18 protein-coding genes are annotated in these 22,465 nt (G+C 57.9%); 10 read left to right on the forward strand and 8 right to left on the reverse strand.

From position 1 onward, the window contains the following. Window positions 1-37: 37 nt before the first annotated feature. Window positions 38-1,525, forward strand: coding sequence for a UbiD family decarboxylase (locus KIF87_RS00535; protein WP_213327560.1), 1,488 nt, complete (start codon window positions 38-40; stop codon window positions 1,523-1,525). A gap of 28 nt (window positions 1,526-1,553) precedes the next feature. Here the strand turns inward: KIF87_RS00535 and KIF87_RS00540 are convergent, their stop codons facing one another. Genes KIF87_RS00540 through opgC form a run of 5 tightly spaced genes read right to left on the reverse strand, consistent with a single transcriptional unit; the run spans window position 1,554 to window position 5,660 of the window. Continuing rightward, window positions 1,554-1,979: an ATP-binding protein gene (locus KIF87_RS00540; protein WP_213327561.1), complete on the reverse strand. Its 426-nt coding sequence runs from the start codon at window positions 1,977-1,979 to the stop codon at window positions 1,554-1,556. Further along, a complete protein-coding gene (locus KIF87_RS00545) occupies window positions 1,980-2,318 on the reverse strand; it encodes an STAS domain-containing protein (RefSeq protein WP_032657000.1) in 339 nt (112 codons plus the stop codon). Continuing rightward, a complete protein-coding gene (locus KIF87_RS00550) occupies window positions 2,308-3,522 on the reverse strand; it encodes a PP2C family protein-serine/threonine phosphatase (RefSeq protein WP_213327562.1) in 1,215 nt (404 codons plus the stop codon). Before KIF87_RS00550 ends, KIF87_RS00545 begins: the two co-directional genes overlap by 11 nt. A 9-nt stretch (window positions 3,523-3,531) precedes the next feature. Next, the gene (locus KIF87_RS00555; protein ID WP_213327563.1) at window positions 3,532-4,431 is read right to left on the reverse strand and encodes a hypothetical protein; all 900 of its coding nucleotides are present in this window, start codon (window positions 4,429-4,431) and stop codon (window positions 3,532-3,534) included. A gap of 11 nt (window positions 4,432-4,442) precedes the next feature. Next, window positions 4,443-5,660 carry an OpgC domain-containing protein gene (gene opgC / locus KIF87_RS00560; RefSeq protein ID WP_213327564.1) on the reverse strand — a complete coding sequence of 406 codons (1,218 nt, stop codon included), beginning with the start codon at window positions 5,658-5,660 and terminating at the stop codon, window positions 4,443-4,445. A 280-nt stretch (window positions 5,661-5,940) separates the two neighbouring features. On the opposite strand from opgC, the gene KIF87_RS00565 reads away from it, so the two are divergent. The 9 genes from KIF87_RS00565 to KIF87_RS00605 all read left to right on the forward strand — a co-directional run bounded on the left by KIF87_RS00565 (window position 5,941) and on the right by KIF87_RS00605 (window position 18,964). After that, window positions 5,941-7,758 carry a glycosyltransferase family 2 protein gene (locus KIF87_RS00565; protein WP_213327565.1) on the forward strand — a complete coding sequence of 606 codons (1,818 nt, stop codon included), beginning with the start codon at window positions 5,941-5,943 and terminating at the stop codon, window positions 7,756-7,758. Then, window positions 7,755-9,086: a DUF3131 domain-containing protein gene (locus KIF87_RS00570; RefSeq protein WP_213327566.1), complete on the forward strand. Its 1,332-nt coding sequence runs from the start codon at window positions 7,755-7,757 to the stop codon at window positions 9,084-9,086. The genes KIF87_RS00565 and KIF87_RS00570 overlap by 4 nt, the downstream gene beginning before the upstream one ends. Next, entirely contained in the window at window positions 9,083-10,630 is a 1,548-nt protein-coding gene (locus KIF87_RS00575) for a DUF3131 domain-containing protein (protein WP_213327567.1), read from the forward strand. Before KIF87_RS00570 ends, KIF87_RS00575 begins: the two co-directional genes overlap by 4 nt. Next, window positions 10,615-12,009, forward strand: coding sequence for a DUF3131 domain-containing protein (locus KIF87_RS00580; RefSeq protein ID WP_213327568.1), 1,395 nt, complete (start codon window positions 10,615-10,617; stop codon window positions 12,007-12,009). The genes KIF87_RS00575 and KIF87_RS00580 overlap by 16 nt, the downstream gene beginning before the upstream one ends. After that, window positions 12,006-12,431, forward strand: a complete 426-nt coding sequence (locus KIF87_RS00585; protein WP_063142733.1) for a globin — start codon at window positions 12,006-12,008, stop codon at window positions 12,429-12,431. Before KIF87_RS00580 ends, KIF87_RS00585 begins: the two co-directional genes overlap by 4 nt. 11 nt (window positions 12,432-12,442) lie before the next feature. Next, entirely contained in the window at window positions 12,443-15,121 is a 2,679-nt protein-coding gene (locus KIF87_RS00590; protein ID WP_213327569.1) for a hybrid sensor histidine kinase/response regulator, read from the forward strand. Continuing rightward, on the forward strand, window positions 15,111-17,282 hold the full coding sequence (locus tag KIF87_RS00595; RefSeq protein WP_213327570.1) for a glycoside hydrolase family 2 protein: 2,172 nt from the start codon (window positions 15,111-15,113) through the stop codon (window positions 17,280-17,282). The genes KIF87_RS00590 and KIF87_RS00595 overlap by 11 nt, the downstream gene beginning before the upstream one ends. Before the next feature lie 94 nt (window positions 17,283-17,376). Continuing rightward, window positions 17,377-17,664, forward strand: coding sequence for a VF530 family protein (locus tag KIF87_RS00600; RefSeq protein WP_023335765.1), 288 nt, complete (start codon window positions 17,377-17,379; stop codon window positions 17,662-17,664). A gap of 7 nt (window positions 17,665-17,671) precedes the next feature. Then, window positions 17,672-18,964 (forward strand): glycoside hydrolase family 10-like protein, encoded by a 1,293-nt coding sequence (locus KIF87_RS00605; protein ID WP_213327571.1) that lies wholly within the window; start codon window positions 17,672-17,674, stop codon window positions 18,962-18,964. A gap of 41 nt (window positions 18,965-19,005) precedes the next feature. On the opposite strand, the gene dsbG is transcribed toward KIF87_RS00605, so the two are convergent. Genes dsbG through KIF87_RS00620 form a run of 3 tightly spaced genes read right to left on the reverse strand, consistent with a single transcriptional unit; the run spans window position 19,006 to window position 22,449 of the window. Next, complete coding sequence (gene dsbG / locus KIF87_RS00610; RefSeq protein ID WP_121423786.1) at window positions 19,006-19,764, reverse strand: thiol:disulfide interchange protein DsbG; 759 nt, start codon at window positions 19,762-19,764, stop codon at window positions 19,006-19,008. Window positions 19,765-19,805: 41 nt separating this feature from the next. Further along, complete coding sequence (locus KIF87_RS00615) at window positions 19,806-20,417, reverse strand: DsbA family protein (protein WP_213327572.1); 612 nt, start codon at window positions 20,415-20,417, stop codon at window positions 19,806-19,808. A 7-nt stretch (window positions 20,418-20,424) separates the two neighbouring features. Next, entirely contained in the window at window positions 20,425-22,449 is a 2,025-nt protein-coding gene (locus KIF87_RS00620) for a protein-disulfide reductase DsbD family protein (RefSeq protein ID WP_213327573.1), read from the reverse strand. Window positions 22,450-22,465 lie beyond the last annotated feature (16 nt).

The following is a 22,465-nucleotide window of genomic DNA, read 5'->3' on the forward strand; positions in this document are numbered from 1 at the left end:
CCATAAAAATGGAGGTATTCAACCGAGGGAGGAAAATATGGAAAACCCGATCAACGATCTCCGCAGCGCCATCGCCCTGCTTCAGCGCCACGAAGGGCAGTATCTTAAAACCGATTATCCGGTCGATCCCAACGCGGAGCTGGCGGGAGTCTACCGTCATATTGGCGCGGGCGGCACGGTAAAACGTCCCACCCGTACGGGCCCGGCCATGATGTTTAACAGCGTGAAGGGCTATCCGGACTCCCGCATCCTGGTGGGCATGCACGCCAGCCGCGAGCGCGCGGCGCTGCTTCTGGGCTGCGAGCCCTCTGAACTGGCAAAACACGTCGGCCAGGCGGTGAAAAAGCCGGTTGCGCCGGTTGTCGTTCCGGCCTCGCAGGCGCCCTGCCAGGAACAGGTCTTCTACGCGGACGACCCAGACTTCGACCTGCGCAAGCTGCTTCCGGCACCGACAAACACGCCGATTGATGCAGGCCCGTTCTTCTGTCTGGGGCTGGTGCTGGCAAGCGATCCTGAGGATAGCTCGCTCACAGATGTGACCATTCACCGCCTCTGCGTCCAGGAGCGCGACGAGCTTTCGATGTTCCTTGCCGCCGGTCGGCATATCGAAGTCTTCCGCAAAAAGGCGGAAGAGGCCGGAAAACCGTTGCCGGTGACGATCAATATGGGTCTCGATCCCGCCATCTATATCGGCGCGTGCTTTGAGGCCCCCACCACGCCGTTTGGCTACAACGAGCTGGGCGTTGCCGGGGCGCTGCGCCAGCAGCCGGTCGAGCTGGTGCAGGGCGTGGCGGTAAAAGAGAAAGCGATCGCGCGGGCGGAAATCATCATCGAAGGTGAACTGCTCCCTGGCGTGCGCGTGAGAGAAGATCAGCACACCAATACCGGCCACGCGATGCCGGAGTTCCCGGGCTACTGCGGCGAGGCAAACCCGTCCCTGCCGGTGATCAAAGTGAAAGCGGTGACCATGCGTCATCACGCAATCCTGCAAACGCTGGTGGGACCGGGAGAAGAACATACCACGCTGGCCGGTTTGCCGACGGAGGCCAGCATCCGCAATGCCGTTGAAGAGGCGATTCCGGGCTTCCTGCAAAATGTCTATGCGCATACCGCGGGCGGCGGCAAGTTCCTCGGTATCCTGCAGGTGAAAAAACGCCAGCCGTCAGACGAAGGACGTCAGGGCCAGGCGGCGCTTATCGCCTTAGCTACCTATTCGGAGCTGAAGAACATTATTCTTGTCGATGAAGACGTGGATATTTTCGACAGCGATGACATCCTGTGGGCGATGACCACCCGCATGCAGGGTGATGTCAGCATCACGAATATTCCGGGGATCCGCGGCCACCAGCTGGATCCGTCGCAGTCGCCGGATTACAGCACCTCGATTCGCGCAAACGGCATCTCCTGCAAGACCATCTTCGACTGCACGGTGCCGTGGGCGCTGAAGGACCGCTTCGAGCGCGCGCCGTTTATGGAGGTGGATCCGCGTCCGTGGGCGCCGGAGCTGTTCGCTGATAAGAAATAGGAAAAATTTCGGGCGTATGGCCAGCAGGTCATACGCTTATTTTCTTTTCAAGCGTGGCAATATTTTTATCCGCCTTTCGCTCCACCGAGAAGCGATCGACGCTCAGCAAAATGAGCATCAGCCCCCTGCCGCTCTCCAATAACGGCGAAATTTCGCAGAAGCGGTCTCGTCGGGCGGCCTCAAGCCGCTCCAGCGGGAACGCATCACCCGCGTCGGTAAAGACGACGCAGACATTATGGTTCCGGATGTCGAACTGTACGCTGAACACGCGTTCGGCATCCTCATGCAGCGCGTGCCGGATGATATTCGTCGCCGCTTCACAGACGGCCAGATCGAGCGCGAAACGCCACTCATCGTCAACGGCAAGCGCGCCCAGCCTGTCTCCCAGCCAGCCGGCCAGCGGCGTCAGGGAAACGAGCGCCGCCGGAAATTCTGCATGCTCCGGCGTCTGCATCTACTGCCCCAGCTGCGCGAGCGCGCTGTTTTTATCCGGATAGATGCGGAATATGCGATCCATCCGGGTCAGGGTGAACATATTCATGATCCCGGGGTTCAGGGAACATAAAGCCATTTCGCCTTTCCCGTTCATCAGCTTAAACAACGACACCAGCATCCCCAGCCCGCTGCTGTCGATAAAGTCCACTTTGCTAAAGTCGACAATTAAGGCTTTACGATCGCTGCCAATCTCTTCCGTGACAGAGGCCTTAAACGCCGCGGCAATGGACGCATCCAGCCGCCGGACCGCTGGTGTGAGAATGTTGGCATGCGGTAATCGTTCAGTGTTAATAATCATTCTGTTCTCCCTGACGCTCGATCACTAACAGTGAAACGTCATCGGTTAAGGCGGTCGGTTCATCACGATTTGCGTTGCGCCAGTCGGTCAGGTGGTCACCGAACCGCGGCAAGAGTTCGTCAACCGGCAGCCGGACATGCTGATGAAGCCAGCGTTCGAGACGTTGCGAGCCAAACTGCTCGCCCTCGCTATTCTCACACTCCGTGATGCCGTCACTGAATAAGCATAAGCGATCCCCTGGATTGAGGGTAAAAGCGACATCCTCCCAGCTGAGCTCGGGCATCAGTCCCACAGGCGGCCCACCCTCGCCAACGTAAGTGACGGCATTGTCTGCATTCACAATCACGGGGGTAGGATGCCCCGCCTGACACAACAGTCCCTGACCACTGACGGGGTCGATCACGCCGTAGATGATGGTGAAATAGCTGGTAATGTCGTTTTCTTCACTGCAAAAGCGGCTGTTCAATATTCTGATGACCTCAGCAGGCGACTGAATGCCGCCCTCTGCGGTAAACAAAAAACGGTCCACCACCCGGCCGTGCAGGAACTGACGCGCCACGGCGAGGGACATCATCGCGGCCCCCACGCCGTGACCGGACACGTCAACGCAGTAGAACCCCAGATGAGAGTCCAGAGGAAAAATATTGAAGACATCGCCCGATACCCAGGCAGACGGCATGAAAAGCCAGTCGGAAAAGTAGTCCCCGAAGCGCAAGCGGTGTGAAGGCAGAACCGAGTGCTGAACGCGCGCCGCTAGCTCAAGATCCTTTTCAATCTGGTGTAACGCTTCACTCAGGCGCTTGTTGTGCGCCGCGAGGGTCGCTTCCAGCGTCAAAATACGTACCCCGGCGTGGAGCCTCGCACGTAGCTCAGCCTGTTCGACAGGCTTGCTTAAAAAATCATCCGCCCCCGCATCAAAACCCTGCGTTAAATCCCCGGCATTTTCGCGTGCCGTCAGCAGGATGACATACACGTAGCGGCCAAACTGACGGTTGCGTATCGTCTGGCAGAGCGTGAGACCGTCCATTTCCGGCATCTCCCAGTCGCTTATCACCATGCTGACCGGCTGGCTGGACAATATTTCCAGCGCGGCGACGCCATTTTCCGCCTCGCTCACGATATAGCCCCACTGGGTGAGCATTCGGGAGAGCAACCGACGATAAATCAGCGAATCTTCAACGATTAACACGTGCAGCGCTGACATACATCCCTCCTATAGCGGTAAGAACCAGATGAGACTCACGGTCCCTTCCCTGAATTTTGCATTACCGTTCCCATGCCCCGGATAGCGGGTTCCCGCGTAGTTAGCGTACTGGACGGAAAACGATCCCGGCGTATAGCCCGCATAGCCGAAGCTGTAGCTGTAATCGCCGTTCCAGGGCTGCTGCTGGCTGCTGTCCGGGAACCAGAACGCTGTTGCGCGAACGAAGAAGTGTTGTTTGAAGGTATAGCCGCAGCCGCCGAGCATGACGTTTTTATTTTTGCGGATGTCATCGCTGCTAAGGTCGTAGTAGCGCGGAACCCAGCTGTACCCGACCTGGCAAATAATAGAGTCCCCTTTATTAATCAGGAGCGTGTTTTCAACCGGTTTCGGTAGCGAAAACTTATAGGCCAGCGTAAAGGCACCCTGTTCGAAATAGGTGTGTCTTCGGCTCCCCGACGTCCAGAAGTGGTTATCGCCGTAGTTGCCGTATACCAGGCTAACCGTATTGGCGTGCCAGTCGTCATAGCCGAAGCTGTAGCGAAAATCCGCGGTGTAGCGGTTGGTATCTCTGATCGGCAACCGGGAGGTAATGTTGGCAAACCAGAAGCTGTAGGGGGAATACTGAAGACTAAGATTCAGCGTCTGGTTAATTTTTTTCTCCTGCGCGGCACTGTCCGAGCTATTGGGCACGCTCACCATTTGCTCTTTCAGCCCCGAACTAAAGCTCAGGGCACCAGAGAATTTCTTGTCATTCCCCGAGAACAAACGCCCCCACCGGCTGGTAAAGACGCCAGCCTGAACAGGTTCGTCATTCTTATCGCGCAACGTCTCTTTCTCATTGCTTTGCGCTGCATCCGCCGCGGGAATTGCGGCGAGTAAGACGCCCGCCAGGAGCCATTTTTCGCGCATAACCGCCATCCTTAGTTAGGTATCCAGCGTGCGGCGACGTTGTATTTTGCCATGATCCACAAAATGCCCAGTGCCGCAGCATGCACTACCGTATTTTCTATCCAGGCATGACGCCATAAATCGAAGGTGATGAACTGACTCACCAGCAGCACCACGTACACATGCAAAATGAAAGTATAAAGCGAGTGCTGGCCTAGCGGGATCAGGAACCACCCCAGCAGGCGGTTGAGCGGCACCCAGCACCAGGTCAGCACCAGATAGACGGTGACCATCAGGGCGATATCGTTTAACACCCGCACCGGGCCCAGCCCATTTTTCGCCGCCCAGGTGTGATAAAAGGTATTGAAGCTGTCAGGCGGGATCACGTGCATCAGCAGCGCGGGTGGCATAAACGGGTTGGTATGGTTCTGGGCGACGAACCCCAGAATGAGCGCCACCATCACCAGCGCAACCACCACCACTTTACCTGCTGGCGTGCGTGCGAAAGAGATCAGTTCGGCTTTATACCAGCCGCTGGCCATACCCAGCACAAAGATGAACTGCCAGGCGAGCAGCGGAAAGGCGAATTCAAATTCCGACGGCGTCAGCCGGAGCGGCCACCGTTGCCACAGGCTGTACACCAGCAGCGACAGCCCCAGCAGCCACCAGACTTTACCCTTCTGTAGCATCCCCAAAAAAAGCGGGCTGAGGAGCAGCAAAAAGATATACAGCCCCAGAATTTGCGTCTGATGGGGGCCAATCTGCAAATAGAGAATAATGTTGAACCAGGTCTCTTTTATTTGCGGCGTAACCGGATAAAGCGACCAGCTTTCACCCGAAAATCGGTCGGTAAAATGAGTGACCTCGAAAAGATTAATATGTGGGATATAGGACAGAAGAATAAATGACACTATGATAATGATATTTACACGATATATTTTCCATGCCCTGAGATAAAGCCCCCAGGAAACCGTGAGCAAAACCACTTTTTGCAGACGCGCGCGATTCAGCATCCCCAGCATAAAACCAGAGAGAATAACAAAACCTTCTGCACCGGTGGTGAGCCCAAAACGCTCCCAGGAGAATATATTAAATACCGACATTACCTCCGTATGCGCAACGACCATCATGACGAGGGCTATTCCGCGCATAAAGTCAATTCTCAGGTCCCGAGCACCTGCAACGGCATACTGCCATGCTGTTGATTTAGCGTCATCTTCTTGCGCAATCGACGGCGCAACATGGCTCATACGGTGTCCTTTGCCTGGAAACGAAAATTAAGGTCTAAATAAAGTAGATAGACTAAAGGAATAGTAACTGCAATTTATCACCGGCAGATGAAATATATTAAGTAGAATTAAACATGAATTAACTCCTGCTACATATTAATAAAAACGATGCTGGACACTTTTATTCGGCGTTCTACACTTATCTTAAATCTTGTTTAATCGCTATTTTCTTTCGCTTTTGGGCAACTGCCTTCGCAGCAGAATGGGTCTGCATTTTCACGGAATCAGGAACGCCGGAACTATGGATTTTTATTTTTCCCGTTTTGAACATCGTCGACCTCCGGAACCGTTGAAAACGCCGCGCTGGGTAATGATGACCTGGCAGGTGTTAGCGGTCGCGGCGCTTATTCTGGGCGCAAATTATATTTACTGGCGCTGGACCTCCTCCCTGAACACGGACGCGTTATGGTACGCCATACCGCTGGTCCTCGCCGAAACCCTGGCCTGGATCGGTACCGTGCTGTTTACCATCAATTTATGGAAAGAACAGGATCCCCCCCAGAATCCGCCCCCGAGCGAGATTAACGACTGCCTGTCACAAGAGGAAGCGGTAGAGCCCCGTCCCGTTAAGGTGGATCTGTTCATTGCCACCTACTCCGAAGATACCGAGCTGGTCAGGCTGTCCATTCGCGATGCCCTGAACATGGATTACCCGTACCCGATTGACTACCGGATCCACGTCCTCGATGACGGCCGTCGCCCGGAGATGAAAGCCGTTTGCGATGAGGAAGGCGTCAATTACATCAGTCGCCAGACCAACATCGGCTTTAAGGCCGGTAATCTGCGCAATGGCCTTGAGCAAACTGACGGTGATTTTATTGTCATCTGCGACGCCGATACCCGGGTATTTCCCACCCTTCTCAGCCATACGCTGGGCTATTTCCGCGACCCTGACGTGGCCTGGGTGCAGACGCCACAATGGTTCTTCGATCTCCCTGAAGGGGAAAGTCTGTCACGCTGGGGCCAGCGGAAAGCGGGAAACGTGGGCTATGGCATGGGCTGGCTGATACAAAAATTCGTAGGGCCGGTCACGGTTGGCCGCGACCCGTTTTTTAACGATCCGCGCATGTTCTATGACGTCATCCTGCGGCGGCGAAACTGGGCCAACGCGGCATTCTGCTGCGGCGCGGCGTCCATCCACCGTCGCGAGGCGGTCATGCAGGCCGCGCTGCGAAGCTACGTCTGGTCCGTCGAAGAGGAGATCCATCGCCATACCCGCGACATCCGCGATGACGAAACGCGGAGCGCGCTGCAGGAGGCTATGCGCCCGCACGTGGCATTTGACACTGAGTTAACGCCCTACAAATTCCACGTTTCCGAAGATATTTACACCTCGGTGCTGCTGCACGGTGATGCCGCAAGACGCTGGCGTTCGGTCATGCACCCGCGCGTTGAGTCGAAGATGCTCTCTCCGCAGGATATGCTGACGTGGATGATCCAGCGCTTTAAATACGCCGCAGGTTCACTGGATATTTTGTTCCATGACAACATCTTTAGCCGTCGTCGCTTCAGGCTTTCCCTCCCTCAGACGCTGATGTACGCCACGACCTTCTGGTCCTATATGGCCTGCGTATGGAACACGGTGTTTTTGATTTCACCCATTATTTATCTGTTTACCGGCATTCCGCCGGTATCGGCCTGGTCGACGCCGTTCTATCTCCATTTTCTCCCCTTTTTTATTTTCTCCGAACTGGCCTTTATGTTCGGGACATGGGGGATTTCGGCCTGGGACGGCAGGGCCTCCTACCTCTCCTTCTTTTCCATGAATCTGCGCGCGCTCAATACGGTGCTGCGGGGCGAACAGATCAAATTTCACGTTACGCCAAAAGAGAGGCAGACGGGGCGTTTTCTCTATCTGGTGAAGCCGCAGATTGCCATTGTGGTGCTGACCCTCGCAGGGCTTATCTGGGGCGGGATTCAGGTTGCACGCGGCCAGGTCGACGATCCTTCTGGCTACGTCATCAATATTTTCTGGGGAGGGGTAAACATCGCCGCCATGCTGCCGCTGATATTCGCAGCCATGTGGACGCCCGCCGAAGACGATGAGGTCACCCAATGAGAATACGTGATGCCCTGCTCTCCGCGCGCAGTTATCTCACTATTCTGCTGGGGTTCCTGCTCGGCTTTGCCATTGTGGTATGGGTTGAGAAACAAATGCCCTCGCGCGTGGAGAGCAGCGGCGGCATCGCGCTCAGTAAAGACTTCCCTCCGCTGCCCGCGAAACGCGAGCTGACCTATGAAGAGGCCATCTGGGCACGGGTAGCCTGGCAATACTATGTGAACAATACCCAGCCAAATGGCCTGGCGAATGCCAGCGACGGCGAGCCCTGGCTGAGCCTCTGGAGCGTAGGGAGCTATCTGTTTGCGACCGCCGCCGCAGAGCAGCTCAATATCATTTCCACCGATGAGTTTGACGAGAGGGTCAGCACGGCCCTGTTTACGCTGGGGCAGCTGCCGCTCAATGAACAAGGTCTCCCTGCCGCGTATTACCATGCGGACACCCTTAAAATTCTGGGGAAACCAGACGCCTCCGCAATTGGGCTGAGTCGTCTGCTGGCGGCGCTGCAGACCATTCTGTGGCGCTATCCTCAGCACGCAGCCGCAATCCGCGATCTGTTTAGCGTCTGGCGCACCGGCGCGCTGATGGAAAACAACACCCAAAGCCAGGCGGCGGTACCGCTCCATCACTGGACGCTGGCTGCCGACGAGCAGCGAGACAGCTTTGGCTACCGGCTCTATGCCAGCCATACGCTGCTCTTGATTGATAGTGCGGCGGGACTGGCGGTCACCAATCCGCCTGAAGGGCAAAAGATGATCGACCTGGATGGGATCATGGTTCCCGATGAAGGGCTGCGCACGCCCTGGGGCAAGCAGACCTCCCTAATCAGTCTCCCCTATTTGTTAACCGGCCTTGAGCTTGGCTTTGACGCACAAAGCGCTGAAATCGCGTGGCGGATTATGCGGATTCAGCAGCGGCGCCATAGCCTGCGCACGCCAAAGCCGCCTGTCAGCACGGATTATGCCGAACCGGCGCCGGATTACGTTAACGATCTGCCCAACAGGCAGCCGGTTCAGGCGCGCGCCCTGCGCGAAGAGATACCGGAGAAGGTGGCGATCGCCTCCACCCGAACCGCGTTTGCCTGGTATGCCCTGTTCCGCAACGGCTGGAGTGAAGCGCTGCGCCAGCAGGTTCTGCCGCTTCAGGTGCCGGGTAAAGGCTGGCAGAGAGGGTTAAATCTCAATAACACCGCCAATACCGTTGTTGACGGCGACACCAACGCCATCGTGCTGGAAAGTCTGTCGTATATCGCGCATGGCCAGATGCTTTGTCTGGCCTGCTTCTCCACGGTCCCCCATTCATCCACTCCCGCAGGAGCAACGCCATGAAGCCAAGATCCCCGATCCTTTTCCACCTGCTCACGGGAATAACGATCTGCTGGCTGGCGCTATCGACCGTGCGTGCGGAAACCGAGCTGCCTGCATCTGGTTACTCCCCGCGCAGCGGCGAGCTGACGGCCAGAGAGATGACCATTGCGAAAAACGCCTGGCAGTATTTCGTCTCCAACTATCAGCCCACGACGGGGCTGGTGAATGCGGTTAACAAATATCCGTCCACCACCATGTGGGACAGCGCGTCCTATATCGCCGCCATGACGGCAGCGCGTGAGCTGGGGATCATAGATAAAGCCGAGTTCGACCGCCGGATGCTGAAATTCCTCGCCACGCTAAACACCCTTGTGCTGTTCCGTAATGAGTTGCCCAACAAAGCCTATAACACCATCAGCGGCCAGAAGGTGGACTATACCAACAAGCCCGGCGAAATCGGCTTCTCGGCGCTGGATATCGGGCGGATGCTGGTCTGGCTGAAAATCATCAAAGAGCGTTACCCGGAATACGGCAACAGCATTGATAACGTGGTGCTCGGCTGGGATTTCAGCCACGCGATCGACCCCTGCGGCACGCTGTATGGCGCCTATCTCGAAAACGGTCAACCGAAGTATGTTCAGGAAGGTCGACTGGGCTATGAAGAGTATGGCGCGGCGGGCTATCAGCTGTGGGGATTTAATACCTGTAAAGCCAGCCGCCCGCAGCCGTATGAGCTGGCCGAGATCTACTGCGTGCTGGTTCCGTATGATTCACGCGACCCGCGCAATACGTCGCAGCATAACTATGTTGTGACGGAATCCTACCTGCTCTACGGGCTGGAGTTTGGCTTCGATAAGCCTACCGATCGCGATAACGCTCCGCGCGACTACTCCCTGACGTGGATGAAAAACTTTGCCGATCGCGTTTATCAGGCTCAGGAGAACCGCTATACCATCACCGGCGTGCTCACCGCGCGCTCTGAGCACCAGCTCGATAAAGCCCCTTACTTCGTCTATGACACCGTCTTCAGCGACGGATACAACTGGAACACGATCACCGACAAGGGCCAGTTCGTTCCTAACGCTGCCGCAATTTCACTGAAGGCGGCGCTGGGGATGTGGGTCCTGTGGAACTCGCCTTATACCGACCGCCTGCTGAACACCATTGAGAATGCCAACGAAGAGGGAAAAGGCTACTACGAAGGGCTGTATGAAAACGGTGACGGGCCGATCAAGGAGTTCACCGCGAACAATAACGGCATCATGCTGGAAGCCCTGTTGTTCAAAAAAGAGGGGAAACTGCTGGCCTTCAACACCGACAACCCGAAGAGCAAGGATTTTGCCCCGTCTCTGTGGGATCAAAAGCTGCTCGATCAGTTTGAAGAGAACAACGCCCTGCGCAGCCGCCCGTTCCTGACCAGCACACCGGCCGTAAAAAGCTGGTGCGACCGGACCGGCGTCACGCAGCGCACCAAACCCGCCTGCCAGGCCTGTCAGTGCGCGTCATGCAGCGCGGACGAGCCGGTTAAACTGCCTCCGGTGACTGCGCAATGCTTAAAACCATAGCCAGAGGGCTCGCGGGATTACTCCTCGCAGGCGTGGTCATCTTTGCTCTGTTTGGTCATCAGGGAGCCGGATGGCGCTGGCTAATCAATGGCGGCTGGCACTCCAGCGCGCGTATCGCTGCCCTGACGCCGGAAGAACAGAAATGGGCGGCGATCGCCTGGCGCTATTTCGTTAATAATACGCAGCCGCAAACCGGGCTGGTCAACGGGAGCGACAAGCAGCCCCGCGTTACGCTCTGGCAAATGGGCGATACGCTTATCGCCCTGCTGGCGGCAAAAGAGCTGGGGCTGATTGATGAGGCCGAGTATGACGCCCGCCTGACGCGGCTGATGGGCACCCTCAACCGCCTGATGCTGACCGAGAACCGAACGCCAGGACGGCTCTATTCCAGCCAGACGGCGGCGCCGATCGACTTTAGCGGCAAGCCCGCTAAAAATAGCTGGTCCGCGCGCGACATGGCTCGCCTGATGCTCGCCCTGCGCCTAACCGCTGAGCGGGAGCCGCAGTACAGCGAGTACCTGGATAAAATCATTCTGCGCTGGAATTTCTGCCCGGTCATTGATGGCGAAGGCGAGCTGTGGTCGTCCTCACTGCAAAACGGCCAGCCGGTGGTCCGGGAAGAGCTGCGCCTGGGCGAAAGCGAATACGCCGCGACGGCGTTTCATCTGTGGGGATTTTCCCCGGATAAAGCGTTTGCGCCCCCTGCGCACCACGTCATCATCGCCCAGCGGCGTCTGGCCGTCGATGCCCGCGATCCGCGCACCACGTGGCAACCCTCCCTGATTACCACCCTTCCCTATATGCTGCCGGGCCTGGAGTTTGGCTGGGAGCCGGAAGGCGTTGCGGCCGATCTGCAAAAGCGCCTGCGCAAGCAGGCGGAAAACGTCTGGCTGAGCCAGAAAACGCGCTGGGAGACCGATAAGGTCCTGACGGCCAGAGCGGACTTTTCGCTCCCTCAGGCACCCTGGCATATACAGGATACCGTCTGGGGAAATGGCTATGCCTGGAACTCTGTTGGCGACGATGGCCGGGATTACACCCGCTTCGCGCAGGTATCGACAAAAGCAGTCTTTGCGCTGTGGGTCTTGTGGGACACCCCGTATACCGACGTACTGATGTCGGTCACCGAGCACCTTCACGATCCGCTAAGAGGCTGGTACGAAGGCCGCCTTGAAGCCACGGGCGATACCAACGCCTCCCTGACCCTTTCCACCAATGCCACGGTTCTGGAAGCCCTTTTCTTTAAACACAACGCCGGGCCCCTCTTTGACGTTCGTCGTTCGAAGAAAGAGAGCTACTTTTCACGCCGTCTGGCAGATGAATTTACGCCCTTAGGGCTTTGTCTGCCGGGCGAAAGCGCCGTAAGGAGGATGCCGTGAAGTTTTACCGCGATCTGTTTGAATCCAGTCTGAACCGCGTCTTTCCGGATAATGACAAAACAGCGTTTTTTCAGACGTTCTATGACGCCTTCGTCCATATGTCACCCGAGACGGAGCAGCATTTTTCTCGCCTGCCGGATCGGGAGGGGCAGCAGACTCTGTTTAAAAGTTTCTTCGCCATGCTTGCGGTAGACGGCGCATTAATCGTGCCTGATTTTCTCGAGCGACTGGCGCGGGAGCAAAGCGACGACGGTCTGCATCTCCCCCCGCGATTTTTCGCGCTCTGGCGCGAAGCCATGCTGAACACGGTGAGCCAGCGCGATCCGCAGTGCGACGATGAGATCCTGACGGCCTGGGCGATGGCGATCGCGCCCGGGCTGGAATATCTGCGCCGACAGGCAGAACTGCACTACCGCGCGTAGGGAGGATCACGATGAACGCATTCACCTACGATCTTAACGCACTGCCCGCCGCCGTCATGATTTATGACCGAGACGAACGACTGCAGGCCTGGAATCACAACGTGGCCCTTTTTTATCCGGTCATCACCCCATGGCTGAAGGTGGGCACAACGCTTGACGCGCTGGCGGAACGCTTTATCGACGCCGTTTACAACGTCGATCCCGGTCTTCGCCAGACGCTGCGCGAGTCGGTCATACGCAACTGTCGTCAGGATAAGCACTGTGAAGTGCGGCAGGCTGGCCATCGCCGTATCTTCGTTCAGCATCAACGGCTTGCGGACGGCGGCATTGTTAGCCTGCACAGCGATATCACGGAGCTGGATGAAGCGCAGCGGGCGCGCCACCAGCTGCATGACGATTTTCTGCTGACGGCGGAATCTATTCATATCGGGATCTGGGACTGGCAGATTTCTGGTGACAGCTTACAGGTCAACGACACCCTGCTTTCCATGCTGGGCCAGTCGCGGACGCAGTGGCGATATCCGGTGCGCTTTTTGCTCAACCAGGTTCACGAAGAGGATCGCGGTGCGCTGCGCAAGGCGCTGCACGCCTCGAAGCAGGATCACCGTCCGGTCTTTGAATGCGAGATCCGCGTTTATCATCCAACCGAAGGATTGCGCTGGATGATGCTGTCCGGGCAGGTGGTCACGCTCTCCATCGAAGGAAACGCCGAACGCGTCATTGGCACGCTGCAGGATATTACGCGTCGCAAAGAAGCAGAAATACTGGCCATCAATGCCGCCCAGGACGCCAGGAAAGCCAATGAGGCGAAAAGCGCGTTCCTAGCGAATATGAGCCATGAAATTCGCACCCCGATGAACGGCATTATTGGCATGACCCAGCTGTGCCTGGATACGTCTCTCAGCGCCGATCAGCGCGATTACCTGACGCTGGTGATGAGTTCTGCCCAGTCTCTGCTGCATATCATCAACGATATTCTCGACTTTTCCCGCATTGAAGCCGGCAAAGTCGAGCTGGAGACGGACCCCGTACCTGTCCGCCCCTTCATCCAGTCGCTTATTCGCCCGCACATGCCGGGCGCGAGCGAAAAAGGCATTGAGCTTCTGGTAGATATCGCACCCGACGTGCCCGACGTGCTGCTGGTCGACGGCGCCCGGCTGCGTCAAATCCTGACCAATCTGCTGGGTAACGCACTGAAATTTACCCATCAGGGAGAAGTCATCCTGATTGTTGAGCCGGGCGATAGCGCGGATCGCTGGTGTTTTCGAGTGCGCGACAGCGGCATTGGCATACCGGCGGATAAACAAAAGGCCATTTTTGAAGCCTTTAGCCAGGCGGATAACTCAACCACCCGCCGCTATGGAGGGACGGGGCTCGGGTTAACCATTTCTGCTCGACTGGTTGCGGCCATGGGCGGCGAGTTAACGGTGTCCAGCGAGCCGGGGAAAGGCAGCGAATTTTCGTTTTCGCTGCCGCTTGCGACACAGTTTCTTACGCCGGAGGAACGCCCGCATAGCGATCGCTTTAACGGGGAACCTGTGCTGGTGGTCGATGATAACGAGACCAATCTGCGGCTGCTGGCCGCGATGCTTAGCCAGATGGGGCTGAAACCCACCTGCGTCAACAAAGCCAGCGAGGCCATTAATCGGGTTAAAGCGGGTACAGCGTGGCCGTTGATCCTGCTGGACGCGCAGATGCCGGAAATGGACGGCGTGTCTCTGGCCCTTGAGCTTTCGGTTCTGCCGCAGGTATCTGAGAGCCATATCATCATGCTGAGCTCCATGAGCCGACATTTTGATATCAATATGCTGAAGCGGATCGGCATCAAAAACTATCTGCATAAGCCTATTGCGCAGGACGAGCTGCATCAGGCGATTGCCGCAGCGTTTGAACGAGCGCCGAAGCTCGCGGGGGAAACCACACCGACGCCTCTCGTCTCGCCGGGCGAAACGGGGTTACGGATCCTGCTGGCTGAAGATAATCTGGTCAATCAGAAGGTCGCCGCGCGCCTGCTGGAACGCCTCGGTCATAGCTGTCAGATCGTCGACAATGGCGTCGCGCTGCTTGAGCGCTGGCGCGCGGGCGTATGGGACGTTTTGCTGATCGACCTTCAGATGCCCGAGATGGACGGCGAGACCGCCATTCGCCTGCTTCGCGAGGAGGAACGATCCCGGCCCGGACCGACGCAGCCCACCGTCGCCATGACCGCACACGCCATGCAGGGGGATAAAGAGCGCTGCCTTAACATGGGATTCGACGGCTACATTGCCAAACCCATCAGCCAGGAACATCTCGCAGAGGAGATTGCTCGCGTGCTCCCGAGCCATGATGACCCCTCTGCCTTCCCGGATGAAGCACGCCTGCTAAAACAGTGCGCTGACGATCCTGACCTGGTACAGGAACTGCTGGCCCTGTTTAGCGAAGGACTGGCTGAAGCCATGAAAGCCATCACCCGGGCTATCGACAGCAACGATCGCGAAGCGCTACGACGCGCGGCCCACAAGCTGCGCGGAGAAGCCATTACGCTGGACTTCAGGGCACTCGCGCAACAGCTGCAGGCGCTGGAGAGCGAAGCGCATACGCTTGAGGGGCAACAGCTTGCGGCGCTGAATGAACAACTTTACAAGGAATCGCTGCGCCTGACGGCATGGCTCAACGCGCGCGGGGTAAACGTGACTCATGACTCGTAACTGCACGCTGCTCTTTGCCCTGTTTCTCCCCACAATGGTGGCGACATCAGCACCGGTAAGCTGGTCGCTTGCGGGTACCTGGCAGGTTCAGGACGCCAATGACAGCACGCATCCTCCCGCGTCAGGCTGGCGCGGGCTGAAAGTCCCTGCCAACTGGTACAGCGCCGGGTACGATCATCAGGGCGCGCTGTGGTATAAGCACGCCTTTACGCTACCCGCTCAGCCACACGATGTAATGAGCACCCTGGTGTTTGACGGTGTCGATTACCTGGCCGATGTCACGCTGAACGGCCAGCCGCTGGGCAAGCACGAGGGCTATTTTCAGCGCTTTTCGCTGGATGCCAGTAGTGCGTTACAACGTCACAATCAGCTCGTGGTCCGGGTGGATAGCCCTTACGAAGATCCGCATACAACCTGGCCCCTGCATAAAACGGCCATGAAGGGGATTCTTAATCAGCATGACACGCGTCCAGGAGGTGCCTGGTCGCCAGAAGGACAGGACGCCAACTCTGGCGGCATCTGGGGACCGGTCAAGCTGCATCTTAGCCGGGGAGCCACCGTTGATGAGGTCATCCTTCGGCCTGACTGGTCGCAGGGGCTGAAAAGCCCTGCATTGAAGGCTGAGATTCGCTATCGCGCGCTCAGCAAGGGCCAGGCTAACGTGCGGCTCACTGCCACCCCAGCCAATTTCAGCGGCAAACGCTTCCAGGCAGACTTTCCGCTTACCCTCGAAAGCGGTGCCCATTCCGCGCAGGTGACGCTGCCCATGCCGGCGGCAAAACTGTGGTGGCCCGTCGGCACCGGGAACCCTCATTTGTATACGGTTCGCGTCTCATTACGGGATGAAAATGGGTTAATGGATACGGCGCTCACCCGCACCGGACTGCGCAAGATCGTTGAGCAGCCCGATAATAAAGGCTGGCTCATTAACGACAGACGCCTTTTTGTTAAGGGCAGCAATTACATCGGCTCCCCCTGGCTCGGCACCATGACGCGAGAAAAATATCGTCGAGATCTTCGTCTGGTCGAAGCCATGAACGCCAACGCCATACGCGTGCACGGACACGTCGCGGGGCGCGCGCTTTATGATGTTGCCGATGAGATGGGGATGATGATCTGGCAGGACGTCCCGCTGCAGTGGGGCTACGACAGTAGCGACGCCTTTACCAAAAACGCGGTGCGACAGACGCGGGAGATAATCGAACAGTTTGGCAACTCCCCCGCCATCATCGTCTGGGGCGGCCATAACGAACCGCCCTGGAATTCGCCCTGGATGGAAAAACGCTTCCCGGACTGGAATAAAAACCTCAACCGCGAGCTCACGCAGCAGGTGGCGGACACGCTTGCCGAAGATACCTCCCGCATCGTGCATCGCTTTTCCGCCGTTGAAGAGCACTACTGGGCGGGCTGGTATTTCGGTACCGTACGCGACCTGCTGACGCCGGCCAAAACGGGGATCATCACCGAGTTTGGCGCGCAGGCGCTTCCCCGTTTGTCCACGCTAAAAACCATCATCCCGGCTGCGCATCTCTGGCCAAAAACCACCGCCGCCGACGATCCCGGCTGGACCGTCTGGAAATACCATAATTTTCAGCCCTTCCAGACGTTTAAATTTGCCGGTATTCCGCGCGGAAACACAATTCAGGAAATGATCCGCAATACACAGGCGTATCAGGCTCAGCTCGTCGCCACGGCGGCCGAGAGCTACCGCCGACAGCGCTACCAGCCGGTGACGGCCCTGTTTCACTTTATGTTTGTCGAGACCTGGCCCTCCATCAACTGGGGCGTGGTGGACTACCTGCGTAAGCCTAAAGCCGGTTATTACGCGTTAAAACGCGCGTATCAGCCGGTTCTGCCGTCCATTGAACCGGTCACCGCGCAGTGGAAATCCGGCGCGGCGGCGACCGTGCGCCTCTGGGCCATCAACGACACCTGGAAAACGTGCAGCGATTGCCGTCTGACCTGGCGCATCACCCAGCGCGATAAGGTGCTGGCCAAGGGCACGATGACGATGACGATCGCAGCAGATTCGGGAACGATGGTTAAAACGCTGACGGCCACGCCCGTAGGCCAGGAGGAGGTGTCGATTACGTTTACGATTGAAAACAAAGCGGGAAAAAAGGTCGGTGAAAATCAGCGCACTGAGTCCGTCATAAGGTAAGCAAGGGGAAAAGGAAAATTGCCGCTTCCCCTGCTTTCTTGTACCCTTTCACCGGTAACCCTGCCTCCACAAACATTGAGACATCCGGACACCTATGACTGCACACATTTCTAACGATCCTTTGCATGGCGTAACGCTGGAGATGATGGTCAACGCCCTGGTGGCGAAATATGGCTGGAGCGAGTTGGGTGACCGAATCAAAATTAACTGTTTCAGAAAAGATCCCAGCGTTAAATCGAGCCTGAAATTTCTGCGCCGCACCCCGTGGGCGCGCGCGGAAGTCGAAGCCCTGTATCTGGACTCCCTCCACGATGAGGCAAGCACAGAACAGGCGGAGCCCGCCTTTAATCCCTGGGCCAACAGTCGGATTATCAAGAGCTAATACGCAAATGACGCGACACGTAAAACGGATTGGTGCGCTGGCTGCCTGCGCGCTTTTACTTGTGAGCTGCTCCTCAAAACCACCCAAATCACTGGTTACCCCCCTTCCCACCGCGAGCAAGCCGACGCAGCAGGCAAACGAGCCGATGCGCGGGATTTGGCTGGCGACCGTCTCTCGTCTCGACTGGCCGCCGGTGGCCTCGGTGAATGGCCGCAGCGCTGACCAGCGCATCGCGATGCAAAAGCAGGCGCTGACCAGCAAGCTCGACAACCTTAAGCATCTCGGTATTAACACGGTGTTTTTCCAGGTGAAGCCGGACAGCACGGCCCTCTGGTCATCCAAAATTTTACCGTGGTCGGATATGCTGACGGGCAACGTCGGCGAGTATCCGGGATACGACCCGCTGCAGTTTATGCTGGACGAAGCGCACAAGCGCGGCATGAAGGTCCATGCCTGGTTCAACCCGTACCGCGTGTCGACCAATACTAAGCCTTCAACTATCGCCGCCCTGAACCGGACCGCCTATCAGACCCCGTCCAGCGTCTATGTCCAGCACCCTGAGTGGGTGCGCGTCTCGGGCGATCGCTTTGTGCTCGATCCCGGTATTCCGGAAGTGCGGGACTGGATCACCCGAGTGGTGACAGAAGTGGTGGCGAACTACGCGGTAGACGGCGTGCAGTTTGACGATTACTTCTATACCGAAACGCCTGGTTCAGCGCTCAATGACGCACAGACCTGGCGGCAGTACGGTCAGGGATTTGCCTCAAAGGCCGACTGGCGAAGACACAACACGCAGCAGCTGATCGTGCAGGTGTCCCGCGCGATTAAACAGACCAAGCCCGACGTTGAGTTTGGCGTCAGCCCGGCGGGCGTGTGGCGCAACCGCTCCTTTGACCCGGCAGGCTCCGATACCCGCGGCGCCGCGGCTTATGATGAATCCTACGCCGATACGCGGCAGTGGGTGCAGCAGGGCCTGCTGGACTACATCGCTCCGCAGATTTACTGGCCCTTCTCACGGGATGCCGCGCGCTACGACGTGCTGACCAAATGGTGGGCCAACGTCGTGAAGCCGACCCACACTCGCCTGTATATCGGCATTGCGTTCTACAAGGTGGGCGAGCCGTCGAGAAATGAGCCGGACTGGACGGTTCAGGGCGGCGTGCCGGAGCTGAAAAAACAGCTCGATCTCAACGATTCGCTGCCCAACGTGAATGGCACCATCCTGTTCAGGGAAGATTACCTGAACCAGCCGCAGACGCAGCAGGCGGTGAACTACCTGAAAGGACGCTGGGGAAGCTAAGAGACTATCAGGCAGAAACGCCCCGTTTCTGCCTGTTTTTATTACGGCTTCGGCCCGAACATCGCCTCAAGCTGCTGCGCATCCGGCATACCGACCACCTGCTGCAGCTCATTTTCCGCATTCAGATAGTAAATGGCCGGCGTGGCGTTAGCGCCCAGGCTGTCCATCAGCGTCTGGTGCTTCTGCAGGATCGCTACCGTTTCACGGGAAGCCTCGCCGTCAGGCTTGGGCAATTTTTTCCCACCGGAAAGCTCGTATTCGCGCCAGGCCGAAACCGGATCTTTCGCATTCAGGATCGCGGCGGCGTTACGTCCGCTATTAGGGTTGAGAAACGCCACCAGCAGCGTGTTGAGCTGAACTTTGCCCGCCTTCACCCACGGCTGCGCTTCGGCCCAGAACTGCTTGCAGTACGGACAGAACGGATCGGCAAACACAAAGACTTTACGCGGGGCGTTATCCGCCCCTTCCTTCAGGGGATGCGCCGCGTTGAGGTTCTTCCACATCTCGCGTCCCATCGGGGCGTAGATCTCTTTCTGGAAATAGCCTTCGCTGAGGTTTTTCCCCTTGTCATCGTACAGATAACCCGAGATTACGTGCTTGCCGTCCGGGGTTAAAAAGAGCGTCACGCCCATATCCTGATACTGCCCCAGCCAGGCCGGTGCGCCGCCGGGTGCATCCAGCTTCTTAATGATTTTAATGTTCTGCTGCTCGCCGAAGTGCTTCACCACCTCCGGTATGGCATCAGCGGCCTGTACCAGCCCTGACGTCGCCAGCGCTGAAAGTAACAGTAATTTTTTCATTTCCCTCTCCGGTTTGTCGGGGGCATTACGCCCCCTTCAGGTTAGCGGTTTTTCAATGCGTCACTGACCATTTCGTCGAACTGTTCAAACGGCACCCAGCCGGGCAGCAGTCCCTCGCCGATTAGCGTGGCGGGCGTGCCCTGGATCCCCATTTTTTCCGCGACGATCAGGCTGCGCTTGATCGTCAGCATGCTCTCGTCATCCGGCGTCGTAACGCTCACGCCCGCCCGCTTCTGCGCCTCCTGAATGCTGGCGTCATCGTGGTAGCCCTTCCTGGCCATCAGGGTATGGTTCAGCTTCATAAACTGCCCGGGATCCTGACGCCAGAGCGTTAACGCATCCCGTGCGGCGGTCAGCGAGCTTTCCGAGCGGAAAGGTAAGAACTTAAAGACCACCGCGACGTCCGGGTATTTCTCAACAATCTTCTCCAGATACGGATCGAATTTTTTACAGTACGGGCAGTTGTAGTCGGTAAACACCACCAGGGTGAGCTTTGGGTATTTCGCGCCGATGCGCGGGGAGTTCGGATCGTTAAACAGGAAATCAGCGATCATCTTCTGCGCACGCTGCTCCTGGTCCGGCGTCAGCGGCTGGGCCGCGAACACCTGAACCGGGGCCAGCAGGAGCAGAAGCGTAATAAGGAGTTTTTTCATAATACGTTTAGCCTTTTGCGTTGTTCAGGGTGGTGACCAGGGTGCGCTTGTCCAGCAGCGGCGAGAGGATTTCCCCCTCGGGCAGACCGGGGCCATACGCTGCGTTAAACGGAATGGCGTAACGGTTTCGCTTCGCCAGAAACTCCGCAATAAACGCGGACGGCTGGCTCCAGTCTCCGCGCAGGGCCACCACGTCCGGCTGGCGCAGCGCGGCAATAACGTCCGGCTGATTCAGCACCCGATGCTCGTTAACTTTGCAGGTTACGCACCAGTCCGCCGAGATATCCACAAACACCCGTTTTCCCTGCGCCAGCGCCTGCTGGATGGCTTCTTCGCTGAGCGGCTGCCACGGGATGGTCTGCGCGGTATTTTGCGCCACGGCGTCAGACGGCGCGTTAAGCAGCCCGCGAGCCTGATACCCGCCGAACGCCGACAGCACGATGACCACGAGCCAGAACAGCGGTGAGGATTTTTGCCCCTTCAGCGCGAACAGCGCCAGCGCGACGGCGATCAGCACCAGCATCACGATCTGGCTGACCGACTCGCCGAGATGCACGCTCAACAATGTTGCCAGCCAAAGGCTGGAGGCCAGCATCATCAGGCCCAGGATGACTTTGAGCGTGTTCATCCAGCGGCCGGGTTTCGGCAGCAGCAGGGCCGTTTTGGGCACCAGGGCGACAAACAGCCACGGCAGGCTCATGCCCACGCCAAGCATCAGGAAGATGAGCCACAGGGAGTGCAGCGGCGCGCCAAGGGCAAAGGCGACCGCGGTACCGAGGAACGGCGCGGAGCACGGCGTTGCCAGCAGCGTGGCGAACATCCCTTCGCAGAAGCTGCCGCCAATCCCCGATCCCCCTGCCGTAGCCAGCCGTCCCGTGGCGGCGGAAGGCAGCAGCATCTCAAACACGCCAAACAGGTTCAGCGCAAACAGGAAGGTGACGGCGACCATCAGGCCAATAAACCACGGGTTCTGGAACTGAATGCCCCACCCCAGCGACGCTCCGGCCAGCTTCAGCGCGGTCACCATCCCCGCCAGCAGCATAAAGGAGGTGAGGATCCCGGCGCTGGTGGCCAAGAAGCGTAGCCTGATCGCGCGCCTGTCCGATCCCGCCAGCAGGATGCTATTAAGCTTCATCCCCATAACCGGGAGCACGCAGGGCATCAGGTTGAGGATCAGCCCGCCCAGCAGCGCAAAGAGCACCATTTTACCCGTCCCTTCAGGCGCAGAATGCGTAGCTGGCGTCTCGCCAACGGTCATGGTGGTTTGCTGCGCGTGACCGCCACTGGTCAGCACAAACGACAGCGTTTTGCCTTCCAGCGAGGCGGGTTTATCACCCCATTCGTCGGTCACGGGAACCGTCACCCGAAGGGTATTGCCGTCGTGTTTAATGACCGGCTCGCCGGGAAGAATGTCACCCTCCAGCGGGTCAAAGTAGATCCCCGGATTATCCCACCTCCCGTCCGTCGTGCCGGTAATCACCAGCTTGTCGCCAGAGAGCCAGGCGGAAAGATCCGTGGATACGCCAGACGTTCCGGGCACGGTGAGCATCGCCTGCTCGAACTCGCTACGGAAGCCCTCATCCACCGGCTGGGTAAAATCGAGGCGCAGCGGGTAGTCCGTCAGCAGGCAGACGTTACTGCACGTCGAGAGCGTGAGCGTCCCGTCGAGCGCGTCACCCTTCACCCCGTCGAGCGCGATCGGGATAGTGACCTTATCGTGATATCCCTGCGTCGTCATGCCGGAGATATCGAAGCGCGACGGGACCGGCCAGGACCAGCTATCCGTCACGCCTTCCGGCCAGCTGATTTTCGGCGCCACGCCGCCCTCGCCCGGCGATCGCCAGTAGGTTTTCCAGCCGGGCTTCAGCTCAACGGTGAGCAGGCCTTTAATGTGCGTTTGTTCCCTCTCCGCCTGAAAGCGGATGCGGGCGTGATCGTTTTGTGGGGAAACCTGCCAGCCTGTGTCCGCCGCATGGACAATGCCAATGCAGGACAGCCACAGGAAGACGAATCCCCTGAAGAGGTTAACCATGTTTTACTCCGTGAAC

The organism is Enterobacter sp. 120016, assembly GCF_018383635.1.
Classification (GTDB): Bacteria; Pseudomonadota; Gammaproteobacteria; order Enterobacterales; family Enterobacteriaceae; genus Enterobacter; species Enterobacter asburiae_D.

Bases quoted from the DNA above. Each gene is read 5' to 3' on its own strand.
- KIF87_RS00620 (WP_213327573.1), bottom strand. From the start codon at position 22,449: ATGGTTAACCTCTTCAGGGGATTCGTCTTCCTGTGGCTGTCCTGCATT.
- KIF87_RS00615 (WP_213327572.1), bottom strand. From the start codon at position 20,417: ATGAAAAAACTCCTTATTACGCTTCTGCTCCTGCTGGCCCCGGTTCAG.
- KIF87_RS00570 (WP_213327566.1), top strand. From the start codon at position 7,755: ATGAGAATACGTGATGCCCTGCTCTCCGCGCGCAGTTATCTCACTATT.
- KIF87_RS00595 (WP_213327570.1), top strand. From the start codon at position 15,111: ATGACTCGTAACTGCACGCTGCTCTTTGCCCTGTTTCTCCCCACAATG.
- KIF87_RS00580 (WP_213327568.1), top strand. From the start codon at position 10,615: ATGCTTAAAACCATAGCCAGAGGGCTCGCGGGATTACTCCTCGCAGGC.
- dsbG (WP_121423786.1), bottom strand. From the start codon at position 19,764: ATGAAAAAATTACTGTTACTTTCAGCGCTGGCGACGTCAGGGCTGGTA.
- KIF87_RS00565 (WP_213327565.1), top strand. From the start codon at position 5,941: ATGGATTTTTATTTTTCCCGTTTTGAACATCGTCGACCTCCGGAACCG.
- KIF87_RS00600 (WP_023335765.1), top strand. From the start codon at position 17,377: ATGACTGCACACATTTCTAACGATCCTTTGCATGGCGTAACGCTGGAG.
- opgC (WP_213327564.1), bottom strand. From the start codon at position 5,660: ATGAGCCATGTTGCGCCGTCGATTGCGCAAGAAGATGACGCTAAATCA.
- KIF87_RS00550 (WP_213327562.1), bottom strand. From the start codon at position 3,522: ATGTCAGCGCTGCACGTGTTAATCGTTGAAGATTCGCTGATTTATCGT.
- KIF87_RS00540 (WP_213327561.1), bottom strand. From the start codon at position 1,979: ATGCAGACGCCGGAGCATGCAGAATTTCCGGCGGCGCTCGTTTCCCTG.
- KIF87_RS00555 (WP_213327563.1), bottom strand. From the start codon at position 4,431: ATGCGCGAAAAATGGCTCCTGGCGGGCGTCTTACTCGCCGCAATTCCC.
- KIF87_RS00605 (WP_213327571.1), top strand. From the start codon at position 17,672: ATGACGCGACACGTAAAACGGATTGGTGCGCTGGCTGCCTGCGCGCTT.
- KIF87_RS00590 (WP_213327569.1), top strand. From the start codon at position 12,443: ATGAACGCATTCACCTACGATCTTAACGCACTGCCCGCCGCCGTCATG.
- KIF87_RS00535 (WP_213327560.1), top strand. From the start codon at position 38: ATGGAAAACCCGATCAACGATCTCCGCAGCGCCATCGCCCTGCTTCAG.
- KIF87_RS00575 (WP_213327567.1), top strand. From the start codon at position 9,083: ATGAAGCCAAGATCCCCGATCCTTTTCCACCTGCTCACGGGAATAACG.
- KIF87_RS00545 (WP_032657000.1), bottom strand. From the start codon at position 2,318: ATGATTATTAACACTGAACGATTACCGCATGCCAACATTCTCACACCA.